Genomic DNA, 23,056 nt, shown 5'->3' with positions numbered 1-23,056 from the left:
CAACCTTTGTTAACCTTAAATCTAATACTATGAAAAACACACTGCAAAGATACGGACTTCTGTCAACTTTGCAAATAATCCAAATAAAAAGAGATGTTTTATAACATCAATTAAGTGTTTGTATCACGCTTTATACGTTTGTTAATGGTTTCCTGGGTAAGTATGGGGACTATTTTTACTTTTTTCAGAGGATAAGATTGCGAATAATCGGGTGATTTATAGCATACTCACAGTTTTATTTTCTATTTTTGTTCTCAATCTATCTATTTATCGAATACCATGAACACAATGCTATGCCAGCTAAAGAGCCTGTTGTTATTGGGAGTCCTGCTTTTTGCCAATGGAGCATTCGGACAACCGATGCTCTGGGACGATGCCTCTTCCGAAACGATCGTTTTCGAACTGACCAACAAAGAGGCCTTGAAACTTCTCAAAGGCAAACTCCGACAGAAACAGTGGAAAAAAATACAGCAGACTCCTTTTGCCCGTTTCACGGACACTTGGAACAACCCTCCGGTCAAAGGGCATTTTCTGCTGGCTGATGTAGAGCGGAACGAAGTTCATTACCGTTATGCTCCGGTGATTCCTTTTCATGTTTTCCTTTTCAAGGAGTATGGTGTACTTACCTTGCAGGTGGTTGATGCCGGGGGAACAATCAGGAAAGATGCCAAAGTGCGGGTAGGCAGCAAGGTTGTTTATTACGATGAAGACAGTCAGACATATACTGACGATAACTGGTCCCAGAAAGAACAGCACATTTTGACGGTTGAAGTGGATAAGTTTCGTGCGGTATTCGATTTGAGGAAACACCTTGTACCACCCTGGTATAAAAATGATTATGACCGGCAAGATGCACCGGAGTTTTATAGTTACCTGATTACTGACAAGAATAAATACAGACCGGGCGAAACTGTCCGTTTCAAGTCTTATGCTCTCTCCGAACATAAACGCCCTTTGAAACAGGAACTTTCATTGTGGATGCGTGTCGGTTCTTCCTGGCGTGACTATAAGAAGATAATGTCCGTCGTCCCTTACCATCCGGGAGGCTTCGCCGGAGAATTCCTGTTGGCGGATTCATTGAACCTGAAGCTCGATCAGAGATATACTGTACAGCTTCGGGATAAGCGGGGACGCATCGTAGCCTCCACCAATTTCAAATATGAAGACTACGAACTGAACGGAAACAAGTTGTTGGTGAAGCTGGCTTCGAATGTGCAATATACACCGCAGAGTAACCGCATGGATATCAGTGCAACGGATGCCAACGGACTTCCTTTGCGGGAGGTGAATGTAGAAGTGACTGTGGGCAGACAGCAGGTGCTGAAGTCATATGCGCAGATACTTTCTTTGCCCGATACACTGATGTCCGTGCAAGCGGAACTGGATGCTTCCGGAAAAGCCTCGGTAGATATTCCAGCTCGGATATTCGGAGCTTCCGATTGCTTCTATACAGTGAATGTCGTTCTGCTTACGGCAGACAATAACCGTTTGGAACAGCAAAGCAAAGCGACTTTCTACTATTCGTGCTACGATGTGCAGTGTACCACGCAGGCGGATACCATTTGCTTTTCATTCTTCGATCTGGGAGTGGAACGTCCTGTGGCAGCCGAACTGACCTATGGTGAAAAGAAAGAAGTGAAGAAAGTGCGTTTGCCCTATCGCGAACCGTTCAATCAGGCAGTGACGGACTATCGTTTCAAAATACCGGAAACAGGATATGAAACGACGATTGCTTCCGCCGCACTTGACTCCAAACTGGAACTGAATGGCGGCATAGAAAAAGATTCGTTCTGTGTCTCCCTTTCCAATCCTTTGCAGCTGGAGCTTTCCTGGTATGTGTATCAAGGCAACCGCCTGTTGCAGAAAGGTTCGGGAAAAGAGATGGAACACAAATCTGGAGAGATCGATCCCTCTTCCGTCTATTACGTAGAAGTATTTTATTTCATGGGGAATAAGGAATGTATGTTGAAACGCTCGTACACTTCACCCTCCGAACGGCTGGTGATTGAATCTGATTTGCCGGAACGAGTGTATCCCGGTCAGAAAGTGAAAACAAAACTGAACGTGACCAATATACAAGGGCGTCCGGTATCCAATGTCGATCTGACAGCTTTTGCGGTCAACAGCCAGCTGGATTATCACGTACCCGATTTACCCTATTACGGGAGTGCACCCCGTCCGCGCGAGCAACGTGCTTCCTACTCAATGAAGCAAAAAGAGTATCTGCATACGGCCACATTGGATTATCAGCATTGGAACCAGTTGCTTCATTTGGATAAGTTGCCTTATTATCAGTTTGCTTATCCTGCGGGAAAGCTGTTCCGTCAGACGGTTGACACACCGGATGGAACCACCCAGTTTGCTCCTTATGTGATGCTGAACGGACGGGCGGTGAATATCTATGTGATTGAGCAGAACGATGTTCCCTGCTATTTTTCGTGGACGGAACAGCCCAAGCAGTATTCTTTTCCTGTATTGCATCCTTCGGGAAAGCAGAAGATAACGTTGCGAATGCACGACAGGGCTTTCATCATTGATTCTCTGGCTTTCGACCGGGGCAAGAAAACGATTTTGAGTTTCGATATGAATCAGTTGCCGCAAGGAGTGGAAGTAGTCTGGTTGCGGCAGAAGAAAGGGAAATATGATGAGTATAAATTTACTTCGGAAGAGAAGAAGCGTTATGAACGGTATCTTTGCCGTCTTCCGGTGATGGATGGGGCGGTATATACTTCGCTCGAACATAATGGAAAGCAGTTTCCGGTTTCACTCATGGAGCTGTCGCGCTACAAGAAAAAGATATTGGCAGGTCCTGTGGAGCCGGGACCTTGGAAATATATGAATGGTGTGTTGTATCGGCATGAGGGAGGTTTCTCTTATGAATTCGAGGGCAATGTGGTTTATAAATATAAGGATGAGGAACTGTGTCCGGCTTATTTGAATTTTTCGTCTGTGGCAAAGATTCCGACTTTGAATGATTACCACTTATCGCCGGAAAGATTCCGTAGTCTGGTGGCAGAACTTCGCAAGGGGAAGAGTTGGCATCCTACCCGGATTTATTTCTCCCTACCGGATAAGACGCTGAATTTCCGGCTTCCGGAAGAAAAAGATTCTACCGGAGTGGCTAATTTGCTCTTTAAAGACTGCACTACCGGAGAACTGGTTTATCCGGATACCTTGGTGCAGATGAACAGGATATACTCCAAATTTCCTGCCGGAACGTATGATGCGATTTTACTTTATAACAATGGAAAGTATCTGAAACAGGATGCTCTGAAGATACAATCATATACCTATCTGGATGTAGATATGGAGTCTCTGCCTCTACATGAACGTGATTCGTTGTCATCTGGGTGGCTCTTGCTGGGAAGAGGAATTGGCAGGATCGGTACAAACTTTCTTGGTCACAGGGAAATGAGAATCAGGCAGTATGTACGCAATTATGGCGGTAAAGTCTCCGGTTATGTGACGGATGCTACCGGAGAGCCTTTAATCGGGTGTAGCGTGGTGGTGAAAGGAACGACGGAGGGAACGATCACCGACATGGACGGATATTTTGAAATGGATTGTGACAGGGGAGGGGAGCAGCTCTTGTTTAGCTATGTCGGCTTTAAACAGCAGGAGATGAGAGCAACTCCCGGAGCCAATCTGTTGGTTACTTTGGAAGAAAATAGTCAGACGCTGGAGGAAGTGGTCGTTGTAGGATACGGCACGCGTTCAAGATATTCGTTGACGGGATCCGTTGCCGGACTAATGACTGGTTCTTCTTCTGCTGCTGCAACCGCACCTTTGGAGAAATTGGAGGAGCAGGATCGGGAAGCGAAAGAAGAAGCGGATAACGAACAGTTGTATAATGAACTTATGCAATTGAACGGCTTGCGTCGGAATTTTTCGGATGTGGCTTTCTGGCAACCTCGTTTGTTTACGGATAAAACCGGAACGGTACAGTTTGAAACAACTTTCCCTGATAACGTAACGAAATGGGAGACTGTCGTTTATGGTATGAACCGTCGTTTGCAGACGGGTACTTTCCGACGTTCCGTCCGCTCTTACAAACCGTTGATGGCGGAGTTGAAAACTCCCCGCTTCTTGGTGGAGGGGGATCAGAGTACGGTGGTCGGGACTATCCGCAATTATCTGGATGGGCAGCACATAGCCGGAAAAACACAGTTCTGCGTCGGAACGGATACATTGAAACGGCAGGAAGTGGGTCTCACGGAGGGATTTCATGAAACAGTGCCGATGCAGGCAGCACATGCCGATAGCGTGACCATCAGCTATCTTTTCACTCGCGATGATGGGTATCAGGATGGAGAGGAATATACGATTCCGATACTACCACAGGGAACTGAATTGGCACAGGGCACATTGGGGATTCTGTCCGATGCAAAGACGGTCAAAGTGCAATCCGGCGAGGATGAAGAAGTGATGGTGAGTATCACCGATAATCAGTTGGATATCTATAAAGAATCGGTGAATTATCTGACAGGATACAAATATTTGTGCAATGAGCAGCTGGCATCCAAGTTGATCGGTCTGCTGGCTTACCAACAGTATATGCAGAGTAAGGGGGAAAAGGTGAAAGTAGACAAAGCGATCCGATCTATTATCCATCGACTGACGAATCATCAGAACAAACATCAGTTATGGTCGTGGTGGGGGAACTCTGAAAATACTTCTTTCTGGATGTCTGCGCATATCCTGCGGGCTTTGAAGATGGCGCAAGATGCAGGTTATCCTGTGGAGTTGAATCTGAATGGTTTGAAAGTGGAGTATGCTCATACGAGTCCTTATCGAGGAATGAAACTGGAAGATATAGAAATAGTTCATGCTCTTCATGAGTGGAAAGTGGAGGCGGATTATTCTTCGGCAGTCAGATTATTGGAACCTTTCGTCCGGCAATTGGAACAGAAAGAAGACTCGTTGGCAAATAGAAACAAGTATTATCGTCCTCTTTCCTACCTGAAAGAGAAACTGCTTCTCTGGGAAATCAAGCAACAGGTGGATTCGGTGAATGTGGGTGATAGTGTACGTCCTTATCTGAAAAAGGATCTGCTCGGAGGTGTTTACTGTGACGACGGACGGCGTACTTATTATTGGGAGGGAAATCAGCTGATAAATACATTGATAGCCTACCGGATTATTAAAAATGACTCTTCTCTGTGTAAGTTGAAAGAAAATATGCAATTGCATATTTTGCGGACTAAGGAGCACGGATGGAATACGTATCAGGCTTCTTCGGCTGTGACAACTGTTCTGACCGATTTGCTGGCAGATTCCGGAGGGATGTCAGGAACATCGGTATCTGTGAGCGGTAAGGATCACCAACGGATTACGGATTTTCCTTACCATACCCGGCTGACAGCAGGCGACAGTCTGCTTATTTCAAAAACGGGAAAAGAGCCTTTATTGTATAGTGTCTATTCAATGAAGCGTGTGATGGATGCTCGTCAGAGTGATGCTTTCAAGGTGGAGGCGACTTTGGACAAAGATTCTTTGGTGGCGGGTGTACCTGTTACATTGACAGTTACCTTGCAGGTGAAACAGGAGGGTGCGCAATACGTGATGCTTGAAGTTCCTGTTCCGGCAGGTTGTAGTTATGCCTCAAAACCTGTTAATTTCTCTCGTTCTGAAGTGTATCGTGAGTATTTTAAAGAGAAAACTGTTATCTTTAGCGAAAAATTACCGGTAGGTACTTATCAGTTTACGGTTCTTTTGCTTCCACGTTTTACTGGAAAATACACGCTGAACCCTGTGAAAGTGGAACTGATGTATTTCCCGGTGGTGAATGCAAATAATGCGGGGAGAGAAATTTGGATTACAGAAAGAAATACAAAAGATATACGAAAGAAAGGGAATGATTGAAGCGATGAAATATACGAAGTGGATAACAGTCTTGTTTTGTCTTTTGGGCTTGGCGGCCTGTCGGCAGGATGCGCCTCGTTTCCGTATTGGGGTGGCCCAATGTAGCGATGACTCTTGGCGGCACAAGATGAATGATGAGATTCTTCGTGAAGCGATGTTTTATGATGGAGTATCGGTTGAAATCCGCTCGGCGGCGGATGATAACCGTAAGCAGGCGGAAGATGTTCATTATTTTATAGATAAAGGAGTTGATTTACTGATAATTTCCGCCAATGAAGCGGCTCCCATGACTCCAATTGTGGAGGAGGCCTATCAGAAAGGAATACCCGTCATTCTTGTAGACCGGAAGATACTTTCTGATAAATATACTGCCTATATCGGTGCCGATAATTATGAAATAGGTCGTGCGGTAGGAAATTATATCGCATCAAGTCTGAAAGGGAAAGGGAATGTAGTGGAGCTTACCGGACTGGGTGGTTCCACCCCTGCCATGGAACGCCATCAGGGATTTATGGCCGCTATCAGCAATTATCCGGATATCAAACTGATTGATAAAGCGGATGCTGCTTGGGAACGTGAACCGGCAGAAGTGGAAATGGATAGTATGCTTCGCCGTCATCCGAAGATTGATGCGGTGTATGCACATAACGACCGTATCGCTCCGGGAGCTTATCAGGCTGCGAAGAAAGCCGGACGTGAAAAAGAAATGATTTTTGTTGGCATTGATGCACTGCCCGGCAAAGGAAATGGGCTTGAATTGGTGCTTGACAATGTGCTGGATGCAACTTTTATTTATCCGACTAATGGGGACAAAGTGATGCAACTGGCTATGAATATTCTTGAGAAGAAGCCTTATCCTCGCGAAACGGTCATGAATACTGCCGTTGTAGACCGCACGAACGCGCACGTTATGCAACTTCAGACTACCCATATCTCGGAACTGGATCAGAAGATTGAAACATTGAACGGACGTATCGGTGGGTATCTGTCGCGTGTAGCTACGCAGCAGGTCGTGATGTATGGCGGCTTGGTTATTCTTTTATTAGTAGCGGGATTGTTGTTGGTAGTTTATAAATCCCTCCGTTCCAAGAATCGCCTGAATAAAGAGTTGTCCGAACAGAAGAAACAAGTAGAGCAACAACGCGATAAACTCGAAGAGCAGCGGGATATTCTTGAAGAACAGCGGGACAAACTTGAGGAACAGCGGGATCAGCTTATCCAGCTTTCTCACCAACTGGAAGAAGCGACTCATGCCAAGCTGGTTTTCTTCACAAATATATCTCACGATTTTCGTACTCCACTGACATTAGTTGCCGACCCGGTAGAGCATTTACTGGCTGATTCGTCTTTGAATGAAGACCAGCGACGAATGTTATTGTTAGTTCAGCGAAACGTGAATATCCTCTTGCGTCTTGTCAATCAGATTCTGGATTTTCGTAAGTATGAGAATGGAAAAATGGAATATACTCCTATTTCGTTAGACATTCTTTCTTCTTTTGAGGGATGGAACGAATCTTTCATGGCTGCAGCCCGGAAGAAACATATTCATTTCTCATTCGATTATATGCCGGATACGGATTACCGCACGTTGGCAGATGCAGAGAAATTGGAACGCATCTATTTCAACCTCCTTTCCAACGCTTTCAAATTTACTCCGGAAAACGGAAAAGTAACTGTACGCTTATCTTCCCTGACTAAAGACGATCATTGCTGGATTCGCTTTACCGTTGCCAATACCGGTTCAATGATTTCTGCGGAGCATATCCGGAATATTTTCGACCGTTTTTATAAGATAGATATGCACCATGCCGGTTCGGGTATTGGACTGGCATTGGTAAAGGCTTTTGTGGAATTGCATAAAGGTACCATCACGGTGGAAAGTGATGAAAAGCAAGGAACTATCTTTACCGTTGATTTGCCTGTACAGACTTGCGAGACTGTTGTTTCTGAAAACTCTCCGGCATTCTCTGTGCCTGCTACTTCTGTAACCTCCACCGATGCTGCAACCTCTGTCGTTGCTGGGGCTCCCGTAACTCCTGCAACTTCCGGTTATTCCGGTTCTTCGAGCTTGAATGATGCTTTAACTTACGAAGAAGAGGAATTGGAAAAAAGCTACGACTCTTCCAAACCTTGCGTTCTGATTATTGATGATAACGCTGATATTCGCTTATATGTGCACGGATTGCTCCATACCGATTATACTGTTATAGAAGCTGCAGACGGCTCGGAAGGTATTCGTAAAGCTATGAAATATGTCCCGGACTTGATTATCTCCGACGTAATGATGCCCGGAATAGATGGAATTGAATGTTGTCGTCGCTTGAAAAGCGAATTGCAAACGTGTCATATCCCTGTCATTCTGTTGACAGCCTGTTCTCTGGACGAACAACGGATTCAAGGATATGATGGTGGAGCAGACTCCTATATATCCAAACCTTTCAGTTCGCAATTACTGGTGGCACGTGTCCGCAACCTGATAGACTCACATCGTCGTCTGAAACAATTCTTTGGTGACGGGCAGACATTGGCCAAAGAAGATGTCTGCGATATGGACAAAGACTTTGTGGAGAAATTCAAGGCTTTGATTGAGGCTAAGATGGGAGACTCTAATCTGAATGTGGAAGACTTGGGCAAAGATATGGGATTAAGCCGTGTGCAACTCTATCGCAAAATCAAATCCCTGACTAATTATTCTCCGAATGAATTGCTTCGCATCGCCCGTTTGAAAAAAGCAGCTTCTTTGCTTGCTTCCTCGGATATGACAGTGGCGGAGATTGGTTATGAGGTTGGTTTCAGTTCTCCCTCTTATTTTACCAAATGTTATCGGGAACAGTTTGGAGAAAGCCCGACGGATCTGTTGAAGCGGAAAGGATAGCATTTATTTCTTTGATTGAGGTATAGTAAAAGTGTATGTACTATGTTTTAGGCGTGAATTGCGCAAACCTGACGTACATACATATAGAAGAAACGGCTAAGGTTGGGGTGTTTATGACTGTAGAGGCGATATTATTTGCAGATTCTTTTCTTTTTTATTTAGTTTTGGGAGTGAATAAGTAAAGTTCAGGTGATGAAAGATTATAAAGTAGACAAGGCGAGCCTTTCCGCATCCTTTTGTCGAGAGGTGTATCAGGTTGTCCGGGAAATTCCGGTAGGTAAGGTTTCTACCTATGGAGGAATCGCAGCATTATTGGGAATGCCTCAATGTTCCCGTATGGTGGGGCGTGCTTTGAAGCAGATTCCGGATGATTTATCTGCACCCTGTCACCGGGTTGTCAATGTGTCGGGACGCCTTGTACCCGGTTGGACAGAGCAAAAGCGGCTCTTGCTGGAAGAGGGGATTTCTTTCAAGCAAAATGGATGTGTAGACCTGAAAAAGCATCTTTGGAATTACTCCACTTCTGAATAAAATTTGCATGTTTAATCTATTTTCCTTACCTTTGTGCCAACAATATGCAAGAACAGACTGTTATTTATTTATGAAAATACTGTTTTTTACTGTTCATTGAGAGGATAATCTTATCAAATTCTATTCCTTTTAAACTACTCAGTCTGTTTTTTTATCATTAAGAAACTCATCGGATTGTCATGTTGCCATGTGACAGGATTGAACCATGCGGATATTCAACTTGTTTATCGTAAGTGAGAATAATGGACGCAGCAGTTGAGAACAAAACAAATATTATAATCTAAACCAATATATTATATGAGTAAAATAGAAATAAAGGATTTGTACCTTATCTTTGGTCACGAGAAGCAGAAAGCACTCAAGATGCTGAAAAAAGATAAGAGTAAGGCGGAAATACTGAAAGATACCGGTTGTACGGTAGGAGTGAAAGACGCCAATCTTTCAATAAATGAAGGAGAGTTTTTTGTGATAATGGGGCTCTCGGGAAGTGGAAAATCGACATTACTGCGTTGTATCAATCGTCTGATACGTCCTACAGCCGGACAAGTGCTTGTAAATGGAGTAGATATATCTAAAATATCCGAAAAGGAATTGTTGCAGGTTCGCCGGAAAGAGCTGGCGATGGTTTTTCAGAATTTCGGTTTGTTGCCTCACCGTTCTGTATTGAGTAATATTGCGTTCGGCCTTGAACTTCAGGGAGTGAAGAAAGAAGAGCGTGAAAAGAAAGCCATGGAAAGTATGAAGCTAGTCGGGCTGAAAGGATACGAGAATCAGATGGTAGGTGAACTTTCCGGTGGTATGCAACAGCGTGTCGGACTGGCACGTGCCCTGGCCAATAATCCCGAAGTACTTTTAATGGATGAGGCTTTCTCTGCGCTCGATCCTCTGATTCGCGTGCAGATGCAGGATGAACTACTGGCCTTGCAATCAAAGATGAAAAAGACGATTGTCTTTATTACCCACGACTTGAGTGAAGCGATTAAACTAGGTGACCGTATTGCAATTATGAAAGACGGAGAAGTGGTGCAGGTAGGTACTTCGGAGGAAATCCTGACTGAACCGGCTAACGATTATGTAGCCCGTTTTGTTGAAAACGTGGACAGGAGCAAAATTATTACCGCCTCTTCTTTAATGATTGACAAACCGTTGGTAGCCCGTCTGAAGAAAGAAGGTCCCGAAGTTTTGATTCGTAAGATGCGTGCGAAGAATATAACTGTATTACCAGTAATAGATGCCGATGATAAACTGGTCGGAGAAGTACATTTGAACGATTTGCTTAAGCTGCGTAGCAAACAGGAAAAATCCATTGAAGCGGTTGTGCGTAAAGAAGTACATTCAGTGTTGTGTGATACAGTGCTCGAGGATATACTTCCTCTAATGACAAAGAGCAATTCACCGGTATGGGTGATAGATGAAACACACGAGTTTCTGGGAACAATCCCACTTTCATCCTTAATCATAGAAGTGACCGGGAAAGATAAAGAAGAAATAAATGAAATAATTCAAAACGCAATAGACTTATGATAAATATAGGACAATATATAGAAATTGCCATCAATTGGATGATGGTACATTTTTCCACATTCTTTGATGCCGTGAATACAGGCATCGGTAGTTTCATTACAGGTTTCCAACACATTCTTTTCGGAATTCCATTTTATCTGACAATTTTGGTACTTGCCGCAATTGCATGGGTAAAGGCAGGACGGGGTATTTCCATTTTTACCGTATTAGGATTATTATTGATTTATGGAATGGGGTTTTGGGAGGCAACCATGCAAACTCTGGCTCTCGTTTTATCATCTACCTGCCTGGCTCTGATTTTTGGAGTACCTTTAGGAATATGGACAGCAAACAGTCCGCGTGCGGATAAAATACTTCGCCCTATTCTCGATTTGATGCAGACAATGCCTGCCTTTGTCTATCTGATTCCTGCTGTTTTGTTCTTCGGATTGGGAACAGTGCCCGGAGTTTTTGCGACAATCATATTTGCCATGCCTCCTGTGGTCCGTCTTACCGGGTTGGGAATCCGGCAGGTTCCTAAAAATGTAGTGGAAGCTTCCCGTTCGTTCGGAGCTACCCGTTGGCAGCTGTTATATAAAGTACAGCTTCCTTTGGCGCTGCCCACCATCCTGACTGGTGTAAACCAGACAATAATGATGTCACTTTCTATGGTCGTAATCGCTGCAATGATTGCTGCCGGTGGTTTAGGAGAAATCGTATTGAAAGGTATTACCCAAATGAAAATCGGACTTGGGTTTGAAGGTGGTATAGCAGTTGTTATTTTGGCTATCATTCTGGACCGTATCACACAAGGAATGGCAGGAAGAAAAAATAAACAGGATTAAAATGGAAAGAACTAAACCCAAAAGGACTAAAAACAGAAAGGAAGAAAAATGAGAATATATAAATTAGTAGGAATAGTACTGTCCGCGCTGCTTTTGCTAGCTTCCTGCACGAATTCCGACCCAAATAAGAAAAAAGTAAAAATAGCCTATGCCAATTGGCTGGAAGGCATTGCCATGAGTCATTTGGCTAAGGTGGTATTGGAGGAACATGGATATGAGGTTGAACTGCAAAATGCGGATCTTGCCCCTGTTTTTGTATCCATGTCTCGGAAAAAGTCAGATGTCTTTCTGGATGCCTGGCTACCGATAACGATGAAAGATTATATGGACCAATATGGTGATAGCATCGAATTCTTGGGTGAGGTATATGAAGAAGCTCGCATCGGGCTGGTCGTACCTGAATATGTCACGATTCAATCTATTAGTGAACTGGCAGATTATAAAGACCGTTTCTCTTCTGAAATAGTGGGAATTGATGCCGGGGCAGGAATTATGAAGACTACGGATAAGGCCATTGCTGCTTATGGACTTGACGGATATGCTCTTATGACTTCAAGTAGTTCAACCATGTTGGCATCTTTGAAAAAAGCGATGGATAAGGGAGAATGGATTGTCATTACAGGTTGGACACCACATTGGATGTTCGATCAGTTTGACTTGAAATTCCTGGATGATCCGAAGAAAGTATATGGAGATTTGGAAGAAATACATGCCATTGCCTGGAAAGGTTTCAGTGAAAAAGACCCGTTTGCCGCTGAATTTTTCGGTAATATCAAATTAACGACAGAAGAACTTAGCTCTTTTATGACAGCTATGAAGGATGCCCGGATGGATGAAGAAGAAATAGCCCGTAAATGGAGGGATGAACACCGGGAACTGGTTGATAGCTGGATACCGAAATCAAAGGAATAAATAGATGAATAGACTGATTAAATAATGCGAATCTGTAGTTGAATAAGAGTAAAAACGGTCTAAAATTGATTCAAAACCGGCCTAGATATGAAATTGGCTTAGACATAAAAAAGGGAGTCTGCTCAATGCATGACTCCCTTTTTATATTTATCTGAGTGTGATTAATTATTCAGCACCCCAGTTTTCTCTAGCCAAACGTTTGTAACTGTTATAACGCCATTTTGCGTTTTCTTCAGCAGCCTTGAACAGTTCTTCAGCTTCAGTAGGATATTGTTTCATTACAGAAGCGTAACGAACTTCACCCTTCAAGAAACCTTGGAATTCTTCCCAGTTCGGTTCTTTGCTATCCAACTGGAATGGGTTCTTGCCTTCTTCTTCCAAAGCAGGGTTGTAACGCCACAAGTGCCAGTAACCGCACTTAACGGCCTTTTCTTCTTCTTCCTGACTCTTACCCATACCTGCTTTCAGACCGTGGTTGATACACGGAGCGTAAGCGATAATCAAAGATGGTCCAGGATATGCTTCAGCTTCACGGATAGCTTTCAGAGTTTGAGCTTGGTCAGCACCCATAGCGATCTGTGCAACATATACATAACCATAAGTAGTAGCCATCAGACCGAGGTCTTTCTTACGTACGCGCTTACCAGCAGCAGCGAACTTAGCGATAGCACCTACCGGAGTAGCCTTAGAAGACTGACCACCTGTGTTAGAGTAAACTTCAGTATCCAGAACGAGGATGTTAACGTCCTTACCGGAAGCGATTACGTGGTCAAGACCACCGTAGCCGATATCATAAGAAGCACCGTCACCACCAATGATCCACTGGCTGCGTTTAACAAGATATTGTTGCAGTTCAGCGATTTGTTTGCAGTGGTTGCATTTATCTTTGTTAGCTTCAACAATAGGAATGATCTTAGTAGCCAATTCCTTAGTCTTGTCTGCATCCAGCATATTGTTGATCCATTCAGCGAATAGTTCTTTCACTTCAGCAGGAGTACAGTCAGCAGCAATAGCTTCGTTCATCACTTTCACGATACGGGCACGCATCTTTTCGTTAGCCAATTCCATACCCAGACCGAATTCACAGAAGTCTTCGAACAGTGAGTTAGCCCAAGCAGGACCGTGTCCGTTTTCGTTTGTAGTATACGGAGTAGAAGGAACTGAACCAGAGTAGATAGAAGAACATCCGGTAGCGTTAGCAACCATTTCACGGTCACCGAACAATTGAGAAATCAATTTCACGTACGGAGTTTCACCACAACCAGAGCAAGCACCAGAGAACTCGAACAACGGAGTAGCGAACTGTGAGTTCTTCACGTTAGACTTGATATCAACAAGATGTTGTTTAGTCTTCACGTTTTCAGCACAGTAAGTCCAGTTGTCAGCTTCAGCCAATTGGCTTTCGAGGTGTTTCATTGTCAATGCTTTGCCACCTTTCTTCGGATTACCCGGACAGATGTCAGCACAGTTACCACAACCCAGACAGTCGAGAACGTCAACCTGAATACGGAATGTCATACCATCGAATACTTTACCTACCGCTTTCAGTTGTTCGAACTTAGCACCCTTCTGCTCTTCAGCATCGAGTACGAACGGACGGATAGAAGCGTGAGGACAAACGTATGCACACTTGTTACATTGGATACAGTTTTCAGGATTCCATTCAGGAACGAATGCGGCTACACCACGTTTTTCGTATTTAGAAGTACCTTGATACCAAGTACCGTCTTCGATACCCTTGAATGCAGATACTGGCAACAAGTCACCGTCTTGTGCATTGATCGGACGAACTACTTCGTTGATGAATGCAGGATCATTGTTTTCAGCTTTAGCGTCATCCGGCAGGTTAGCCCAAGCAGGATCAACAGCCAAAGTCTTGTATTCACCACCACGGTCAACGGCAGCATAGTTCTTGTTGACAACGTCTTCACCCTTCTTACCGTAAGACTTAACGATGAATTTCTTCATCTGCTCAACAGCTTGTTCTACAGGAATAACGCCTGTGATACGGAAGAAGGCAGATTGAAGGATAGTATTGGTACGGTTACCCAAACCAATTTCCAGTGCAATCTGTGTTGCGTTGATATAGTATACAGAAATGTTGTTCTGTGCGAAATATTTCTTAACCTTGTTAGGCAGGTTCTTAGCCAGTTCTTCACCTTCCCAGATTGTGTTCAGCAAGAAAGAACCGTTCTTACGCAAACCACGAGTTACATCGTACATGTGCAGGTAAGCCTGAACGTGGCAAGCTACGAAGTTTGGAGTATTAACCAAATAAGTGGAACGGATCGGAGTGTCACCGAAACGCAGGTGAGAACAAGTGAAACCACCAGATTTCTTAGAGTCGTAAGAGAAGTAAGCCTGGCAGTGTTTGTCGGTGTTGTCACCGATAATCTTCACAGAGTTCTTGTTAGCACCTACTGTACCGTCAGCACCCAAACCGTAGAATTTAGCTTCGAACATACCTTCGCCGCCTAAAGCGATTTCTTCTTTTTGAGGAAGAGAAGTGAAAGTAACGTCGTCTACGATACCGATAGTGAAGTGGTTCTTTGGCATTGGCATAGCCAAGTTTTCGAATACTGAAAGGATTTGAGCAGGAGTAGTATCTTTTGAACCCAAACCGTAGCGACCGCCAACGATAACCGGAGCATTTTCTGCACCGTAGAAGCAGTCTTTAACGTCAAGATAAAGAGGCTCACCGTTAGCACCCGGTTCTTTAGTACGGTCAAGAACTGCGATAGTTTTGGCAGTCTTAGGTACAGCGGCCAGGAAGTGCTTAGCAGAGAACGGACGATACAAGTGTACGGCAACCATACCCACTTTTTCGCCGTTTGCTACCAAGTGGTCGATAGCTTCGCGGGCAGCTTCTGTTACAGAACCCATAGCGATAATTACGCGTTCTGCATCTTCTGCACCATAGTAATCGAACAAACCGTATTTACGACCTGTAATCTTAGAAATTTCATTCATGTATTCTTCTACGATAGCAGGAACTGCTTCATAGTAGTTGTTGCATGATTCACGATGTTGGAAGAAATGGTCAGGATTTTCAGCCATACCACGAGCTACCGGTTTCATCGGATTCAGTGCGCGGGCACGGAATTCTGCCAAAGCTTCCTGGTCGATCAGCGGAGCAAGATCATCATTTTCCAACATTTCAATCTTTTGGATTTCGTGAGATGTACGGAAACCATCGAAGAAGTTCATAAATGGAACGCGGGATTTGATGGTAGCCAAGTGAGCAACACCAGCCAAATCCATAACTTCCTGTACAGAGCCTTCAGCCAACATCGCAAAGCCAGTCTGACGAGCTGACATTACGTCTTGGTGGTCACCGAAGATACACAATGCGTGAGAAGCCAATGTACGAGCAGATACATGGAATACGCAAGGCAAGAACTCACCGGCAATTTTGTACATGTTAGGGATCATCAGGAGAAGACCCTGAGAAGCAGTGTAAGTAGTAGTCAACGCACCAGCCTGAAGAGAACCGTGAACTGCACCGGCAGCACCACCTTCAGATTGCATTTCCTGTACCAATACTGTTTCGCCGAAGATGTTCTTACGTCCTGCGGCAGCCCATTCGTCTACGTACTCAGCCATAGTCGAAGAAGGAGTGATGGGGTAGATAGCCGCTACTTCAGAGAACATATACGAGATATGTGCTGCAGCCTGGTTACCATCACAAGTGATGAATTTCTTCTGTTTAGTCATAACTAAATTAAATATTTAAGTAAATAAATCTTTTAATATAAAAAGCCGAACATCCAGAGAGGTATCTGGTTGCCCCGACCTATTTCAGCCTTATGCAACGCGTACGTCACATTCGGATTGTTCTTGATCTTTGCGCCTTCCTGGCAAATTTTGAACGGCATTACTTCGTCCACCATAAAAGAGACGTTTTTATCTCCTTTATGTACCTTATGGTCTTTCCATAAAGAATTTGCAAAGAATGTGTCGAGCACATCCTGCTCCTCCACTTTCACCGGATAGATGGAGTACATCAGGTTGGAGTTGTGCATCATTATCTTCGACGGTTTTTTAGGGAATTCTTCCCCTTTCGGATAAACCAGATTAATGAGTCGCGCATCTGCCAGATACTTGATATAGTTCATCACCGTGGCGCGAGATGTCTGTATGTCGCTTGCCAGTTGGCTCACATTCGGAGCCTTCGGTCCGTCGACAGCGAGCAAATATAGCAATTTTTTTATCTTTGAAAGATATTTCAGTTCAATTTGTTTGATGAGCAGGATATCTACTTCTACCATCATGTTCATTGTTTTCAGCAGATTCTCCGAAAAGTTACGCTTTTCGAGGAAGAATGGATAGAACCCATGATGCAGGTAATCCTGGAAGTAATCCAGCGGACGAACTTTGGAGAGTACTCCTTTGGCAATCTGTTCGTGAGTGCTAAGAATTTCTTCGAGGCTGTATGCCCTGAATTTCATGCCTGTCTGCAAGTTCAGGAATTCACGGAAAGAGAATCCGCGCAGGTTATAGCTCTTTGCAATATCACGCAGTTCAAGATTTTCCTCTTTCAGTCGCATTACGGATGAGCCGGTAAAGACAATCTTCAAATTAGGAAAACGGTCGTAACACATGCGCAACTCTCTGCTCCATTCCGGGTGTTTGAACACTTGGTCGATCAACAATACTTTTCCACCACGTTTCTGGAATTCGTTAGCAAAATCTACAATGCTGTGGCCAGAGAAGTAGAAGTTGTTCATGTTGATGAACAGGCAGGAGCGGTCGTTCCCGAATTTTTCTTTGGCGTATTGGAGAAGGAAAGTGGTTTTTCCTACGCCACGTGTCCCTTTGATACCAATCAGGCGGTCGCTCCAGTCGATCTCGTCCATAAGATCGCGGCGAACGGGGGCATTGGTGTGCTCAACGAGGTAGGCGTGTGTGCGATAGAATGATTCCATTTCAGTTCTTTGTTTTTCGGGTGGCAAATATACTGCTTTTTTTAGGATTTGCAAAGTAGAGATGGCAAAATTGTGCTTTTAATTCCAACTTTCTGTTTATTGTAGCTATTCCTGATTATTTCCTGTATATATTTGCAGAATAAAGTTTTGAATTCGTTTAAAATGACAAAAAAGGCTCTTTATATATTCAATCCGGAACATGATTTGGCGTTAGCCAGCGGTGAAACAAACTATATGGCACCGGCTTCCGCCCGGCAAATGGCATCTGAATTGGCTTTGTTGCCGATGTGGTATGCGGAAGAGGGAAGTGTTGTATTGGCTCCTTCCGCTTATAATCTCGACTATGTGAAGAAGATACAGGAATTATTAGGACTTTCGGTTGATTTGATGACAGAACCTGAACTTGCTTCCGAGCGGAATTTGGATATTCATCCTTGGGGCTGGGATATAGCAGTAAGAAAACGACTGTTGGATTTGGGAGTGGAAGAAAGCGAACTTCCTTCTATTGAGCAATTGGATAAACTGCGTTCTTGTTCCCATCGTTCCTGCGCTGTGGAACTATTACCACAGTTACAACTGGGAGCTTGTTTTTGTGGAGAGTCTTTTTACCTGACGATTCCCGAAGAATGGAAGTCATTTGTAGAATCACATGATACTTGTTTACTGAAAGTTCCTTTATCCGGTAGTGGAAAAGGATTGAACTGGTGCAAAGGTGTATATACTCCTTCCATTTCCGGTTGGTGCTCACGCATTGGCAATCAGCAAGGAGGTGTTATTGGTGAACCTTTATATAATAAGATGGAAGATTTCGCTATGGAATTTCGTTCTTCGGGTAACGGTAGATTTGACTTTGCCGGATATTCTCAATTCCGTACGGGTGGGAGTGGGGCATATGAGGGTAATTTGCTGATTTCGGATGCTGCCATCGAACGGAACCTTTCGGAATATATCCCTGTTGAAGAAATTTATAAGCTGCGTAACCGTCTTGAACAAGAGTTGCTTCTTCGGTTCGGAACTATTTATAATGGTTATTTGGGAGTGGATATGATGATCTGCCGTTTCCCGGATTCCCCTGTTTATCGTATTCATCCCTGCGTGGAAATCAACTTGCGGATGAATATGGGAGTGGTGGCGCGTCATATATATGACCGTTATATATATCCTGTTTCGACAGGAGCTTTTCAGATAAGCTATTACCCTTCGGAAGGAGCAGCCTGGAGCGCACATAAAGAAATGGAGGAGACTTATCCTTTGGAGATAGAACAAGGAAGAATAAAATCAGGCTATTTGCCATTGGTGCCGGTTCATAAAAAAAGTAGTTATCGGGCGTGGGTTCTTATCTCAAAAAGCGTACATTTATAACTTTATGCATGGCATACATACATGCATCCATCCATACAGTGGTATAAAGTCTGATTATTCTACTTCTTTCACCAGCCATTTTTCTATATTCCGGGTCTTTGAGCTGAAATTAACCCCAACCTTTACAATCTTACGATTATCTTTTGCAAAGGGTAGTATATATCTTTTTTCTTCAATTTGCTGAAGAGCTTCTTCCGCACTTCCGTCAAATTTGAATTCCATTACATAAATGTATTTATCAGTTTGTACAGTAAGATCAATGCGTCCGTCAGAGGTGTGATACTCTGCCTGTACATAGAACCCCAGTAATTTGCTGACGATAAATAGTACATTCTGATAATGTAATTCCAAATCGCGTATCAGTTCGTAAGGAGTGTCGGCAAAGAGACTCTGCAGACGTATGAAGAAGTCCTCATAATTACCTTCTTCTACATCATGGACGAATTCTGTAATGTAGAAAGCGGTCTTTCCTTCGTCGATTGAAGTATAAAAAGGGACTAGGTATTTAATGAATCCCTCTTCTACTTCCCGGTTGGGGAATCCTAAATAGTAGATACCGAAACGTTTATCATAATCTTTGATGGTAAGATAACCACTCTGATAAATCACGGGCACAGGATTCTTGGAAGAAGAATCAATACTGTTCAGCGTATCGGAAGTCGCTTTATCATTGGCCAATTGGTGTAAGTCATAATTATCCCGTTTCAGAAGTTTGACGAGATAGGAAGGAGTACCGGTTTCAAACCAGTAATTACCGAATGACATAGAGTCGAATGTATTCAGTAAACTGAAAGGGTTATATATACCTGCCGAATCGAAAGTAAAGTGGTATCCGTCATAGCACTCTTTCAATTCTTGGCACGTCTCTTCATAGCTCATGCCTTGCGTATCTGCAAGGATATGTAAATCCGTCTCTAAATAATGGTGGATTTCTTCGTTTGTGATACCGCAAAGTTCGGTATACCGTTTATCCATAGAAATATCTTTAAGATTATTCAAATCGCTGAATACACTCACTTTCCCGAACTTTGTCACTCCTGTGAGAAAAGCGAATTGAATATACTTATCCATCGTTTTGAGTACTGAATAGAACGCTTTTAAAGTATCACGATAACTATCCTGCAATTCTTCATTCCCAATGGCCTGCAACATCGGCTTGTCATATTCATCAATGAGAATCACTACCCGCCGACCACTCTGTTCAGCGGCGCGGCGAACAATGCCGAGAAAACGGAGAGGTGCACCTATTTCCACCGGATTGGATCCATATAGCGATTCCCATTCATCCAGCTTCATGTTAAGTATATTATCCAAACTTTCGGGGCTGTCATACTTCTGCGTATTTAAGTCGAGATGCAGAATGGGGTATTGAATCCAGTCTTTCTCCATTTTTTCAACAGCAAGACCTTGAAATAGCTCCTTTTTGCCTTGGAAGTAAGCTTCGAAAGTGGATAGAAGAAGGCTTTTTCCAAAACGCCGGGGACGGCTAAGAAAGTAGTAGGAACCGGATTTTACCAGTTCATACACGAATGAAGTTTTGTCTATATAAAGATAATTTTCTTTACGCAATTTTTCAAAACTCTGTATTCCGATGGGATAAAGCTTCTTCATAATATTCTTGCTTTTGTTTATTCAAGTAACAAAGATAATAATTCTTCTGTTTATCTATGCCGCTAATGATCATTTTATATGTTTCATTGGTTATCATTCTTTCTGTCAACTTCCGCTTCCCTGCAAAAGATTTTTCATTTTCATTTCTCATATTCTCATAATGTTCGCATAAAGCAGAGATTATCAGATAGATAGTCTATGAGAAATGATTTCTAAATAGGCATTTCTCATACTACTATGGCAAAATATCGCAGGATTCAGGTCATTTCTCATACTCGTTAGAGGTATTTCTCATCGTATTCTGTCGCATTTCTCATTCACAGAAGGGATGGCTTTCTCTGTGTACTGTTCTCTTATTCCTACGCAATAGCATCTTGCAAACAGTTCATTGTTTATTTGTATGAAATGTACTATTTAATCATTTGTGAATCACTAAGTTATACTGTTTTTTATAAGGAGGATCTCATTCGTTCCACTCTAGTGAACAGATCGTTGCACTCCAGTGGAAAGAACCGTTCACTCCAGTGCAAAGATCTATTCACTGGAGTGGAACGAACCGGATAGCGGTAAGATAAAACGGTAATGGTGAAGGAAAAACAGATAAGTATACGGTGAATGATACACAGAAAAGCAATAAACAATAGAGAGTTGCTAAGGAAACTGAAGAAGGAAAGGAGTATGAAAATAAGATGAGAAATGACTCGGAACCTATGAGAAATGCACCGTTTTTAGCTAAAAATAGTGAAAATACTATGAGAAATGCCATTTTACGTTTTATTTCTCATAGTGTCATATAAGTGATTTACAGTAGATTAGCTTTGTTTTATGAGAATATGAGAAATGAAAATGAAAAATCTTTTGCAGGAGAAGTGAAAGTCGATAAAGAATCAGGGCAAACGCTCAATAATTTATACAGACCTCTTGTAGAGGGCGTAGAGTGTGTTTCTACATTATTGTATCATGATATTGCGAAAATGCATGGTATATGTCTCTACTGTATGGCCTTGAGAGGCTTATAAGGGCGTCAATATTATTGAGCGTTCGCCCTGATAAAGAATCGGTCTTTGTATATCATATCTGCGTCGCTGCACTTTCATTTCCGTAACGGTCTACGGCTGTAACGGCAAAATGTTTCTTACTATTCCAAGGGAGGATGGGAGCATAGATATAACTTGTATCCCGAATACCCTGTGCAACAATATTTTCCGGTCGGCTGATGTCTACCGGATATTCATTCGATGCGTAAATAACATACATCGGCTGATTACGCGAATCATTGTCAGTAGCAGCCTGCCACTTTAATTCCGTATATCCATTGTCGATATTCGTTGTTTTCAGTTCGGATGGAGCCGTAGGCGGAACATTGTCCAGCCACGGCATAGGTGGCTGTAAAGCTGGATATGCATAGAAGTTCTCGGCCAATTCGTCATAAATACCTTGTGTGTTTTCCATTAGATATTTCACTCTGTAGTGTGCTTCACCCGCCAGTTTATGAGTGCGAATGAAATTCATCTGACGGTCAATCTCGTCACGCGTCCATTTTCCTTCGTCGGGATGAAGGAAGTAGATGCCGAGTCCCGGAATGACCTGCCGTCCGTTACTCTGTTCCTGCCAGTCGAGGGCAAAAGGATAGAAACTGTTTCCTTGAAAATACATCATTGGATATATTTGATCCATGATACCTTCGCCAAGCCATCCTTGCGGGTCTTGATAAACGGTAAAGAAGGCGTTCCAACCACGGGAAGGGTAACGCGAAGTGTCCTTGTATTTTCCTACCGGACTGGCACTTAGTTTCACCCATGGCTTCATGGCCTTTACACCTTTATGTATATAGCGTACGATTTCCGAAATATTATCCCGCCGCCACTGTTCCACTGTGCGGCCTTTGCCATATCGGCGGAAGTCGTACTTGTCGGGGAAGAAAGGAGCATTCTCCGGATAGCGCAGATAATCGAAATGCACTCCGTCGATGTCATAGCGACTGACGACTTCCCGCACCAGCTTCATCAGATATTCTTTAGTCCCCGGGTGTCCCGGATTCAGGAAATATTCATTTTTATACGGTACGCAAATATCTTTCATTCGTTTGGTAACAGACCGGCTACCGAGAGAAGCAACATGCTTTCTGTTTCCCAACGGGATAGTCACCATCCAGGCATGACACTCCATGCCTCGCTTATGACACTCTTCAATGGCAAAAGCGAGCGGGTCATAACCGGGATTCCCATCGGATTTCCCTGTCAGGATAGAATTGAAAGGTTCGATGGACGAAGGATATAATACATCCCCGCGTGTACGCGTCTGAAACAGGACAGTGTTGAAGTTGGCAGCTTTCAGTTTATCGAGAATATCTACCAGTTCTTCCTTCTGCTTACGGATACTTTGCGGACTTACAGCACGTGTACGAGGCCAGTCGAGACCATACAAAGCAGTAAGCCAGGCCGCACGGACTTCATACTTGGGCTGCGCAGCCATCGGGAGTAAAGGAAACAAAAGTGAAAGAATGAAAATAGTCAGGCGCATATTCTTTATTTTTTGTTTTAAATCCCTGCAAAGTTAGTAAAAGTGTCGGTATTGTTGGGCTGTTTCGTGAGATTATGTTACATTTGCCAAGCTAAAAAACGACACAC

At 43.4% G+C, this 23,056-nt stretch carries 12 protein-coding genes; 8 read left to right on the top strand and 4 right to left on the bottom strand.

Translation table 11 applies throughout. The annotated features are described in order from the left end of the window. Positions 1-279 precede the first annotated feature (279 nt). The 6 genes from NXX38_RS24165 to NXX38_RS24140 all read left to right on the top strand — a co-directional run bounded on the left by NXX38_RS24165 (position 280) and on the right by NXX38_RS24140 (position 12,528). Complete coding sequence (locus NXX38_RS24165; RefSeq protein WP_258981426.1) at positions 280-5,862, top strand: carboxypeptidase-like regulatory domain-containing protein; 5,583 nt, start codon at positions 280-282, stop codon at positions 5,860-5,862. A gap of 4 nt (positions 5,863-5,866) precedes the next feature. Beyond that, complete coding sequence (locus NXX38_RS24160) at positions 5,867-8,737, top strand: substrate-binding domain-containing protein (protein WP_317218889.1); 2,871 nt, start codon at positions 5,867-5,869, stop codon at positions 8,735-8,737. 192 nt (positions 8,738-8,929) lie between these two features. Beyond that, positions 8,930-9,268: an MGMT family protein gene (locus NXX38_RS24155; RefSeq protein ID WP_008651876.1), complete on the top strand. Its 339-nt coding sequence runs from the start codon at positions 8,930-8,932 to the stop codon at positions 9,266-9,268. 297 nt (positions 9,269-9,565) lie between these two features. Further along, complete coding sequence (locus NXX38_RS24150) at positions 9,566-10,792, top strand: glycine betaine/L-proline ABC transporter ATP-binding protein (RefSeq protein WP_008651874.1); 1,227 nt, start codon at positions 9,566-9,568, stop codon at positions 10,790-10,792. Beyond that, positions 10,789-11,616 (top strand): proline/glycine betaine ABC transporter permease, encoded by an 828-nt coding sequence (locus NXX38_RS24145; protein ID WP_008651872.1) that lies wholly within the window; start codon positions 10,789-10,791, stop codon positions 11,614-11,616. Before NXX38_RS24150 ends, NXX38_RS24145 begins: the two co-directional genes overlap by 4 nt. A gap of 48 nt (positions 11,617-11,664) precedes the next feature. Further along, the gene (locus NXX38_RS24140) at positions 11,665-12,528 is read left to right on the top strand and encodes a glycine betaine ABC transporter substrate-binding protein (RefSeq protein ID WP_008651869.1); all 864 of its coding nucleotides are present in this window, start codon (positions 11,665-11,667) and stop codon (positions 12,526-12,528) included. Positions 12,529-12,693: 165 nt separating this feature from the next. Here the strand turns inward: NXX38_RS24140 and nifJ are convergent, their stop codons facing one another. Together nifJ and NXX38_RS24130 are read right to left on the bottom strand one after the other, a co-directional pair. Next, positions 12,694-16,242 carry a pyruvate:ferredoxin (flavodoxin) oxidoreductase gene (nifJ, locus tag NXX38_RS24135; protein WP_258981425.1) on the bottom strand — a complete coding sequence of 1,183 codons (3,549 nt, stop codon included), beginning with the start codon at positions 16,240-16,242 and terminating at the stop codon, positions 12,694-12,696. A 32-nt stretch (positions 16,243-16,274) separates the two neighbouring features. Beyond that, positions 16,275-17,453 carry an ATP-binding protein gene (locus NXX38_RS24130; protein ID WP_008651863.1) on the bottom strand — a complete coding sequence of 393 codons (1,179 nt, stop codon included), beginning with the start codon at positions 17,451-17,453 and terminating at the stop codon, positions 16,275-16,277. A gap of 162 nt (positions 17,454-17,615) precedes the next feature. Here NXX38_RS24130 and NXX38_RS24125 point away from each other — a divergent pair, with 162 nt between their 5' ends. Further along, a complete protein-coding gene (locus NXX38_RS24125; protein WP_258981424.1) occupies positions 17,616-18,815 on the top strand; it encodes a hypothetical protein in 1,200 nt (399 codons plus the stop codon). Positions 18,816-18,869: 54 nt separating this feature from the next. On the opposite strand, the gene NXX38_RS24120 is transcribed toward NXX38_RS24125, so the two are convergent. Continuing rightward, entirely contained in the window at positions 18,870-20,426 is a 1,557-nt protein-coding gene (locus NXX38_RS24120; RefSeq protein WP_195649701.1) for an ATP-binding protein, read from the bottom strand. A gap of 833 nt (positions 20,427-21,259) precedes the next feature. Between NXX38_RS24120 and NXX38_RS24115 the strand changes: the two genes are divergently transcribed. After that, positions 21,260-21,445 (top strand): hypothetical protein, encoded by a 186-nt coding sequence (locus tag NXX38_RS24115; RefSeq protein WP_234132736.1) that lies wholly within the window; start codon positions 21,260-21,262, stop codon positions 21,443-21,445. A gap of 52 nt (positions 21,446-21,497) precedes the next feature. Here the strand turns inward: NXX38_RS24115 and NXX38_RS24110 are convergent, their stop codons facing one another. Then, positions 21,498-22,949: a glycoside hydrolase family 10 protein gene (locus NXX38_RS24110; protein ID WP_195650600.1), complete on the bottom strand. Its 1,452-nt coding sequence runs from the start codon at positions 22,947-22,949 to the stop codon at positions 21,498-21,500. Positions 22,950-23,056 lie beyond the last annotated feature (107 nt).

The sequence above is a fragment of the Bacteroides sp. BFG-637 genome, assembly GCF_024793605.1.
In the GTDB taxonomy this organism is placed as follows: domain Bacteria; phylum Bacteroidota; class Bacteroidia; order Bacteroidales; family Bacteroidaceae; genus Bacteroides; species Bacteroides vicugnae.
This window is presented reverse-complemented; position numbering and strand designations above follow the sequence as displayed.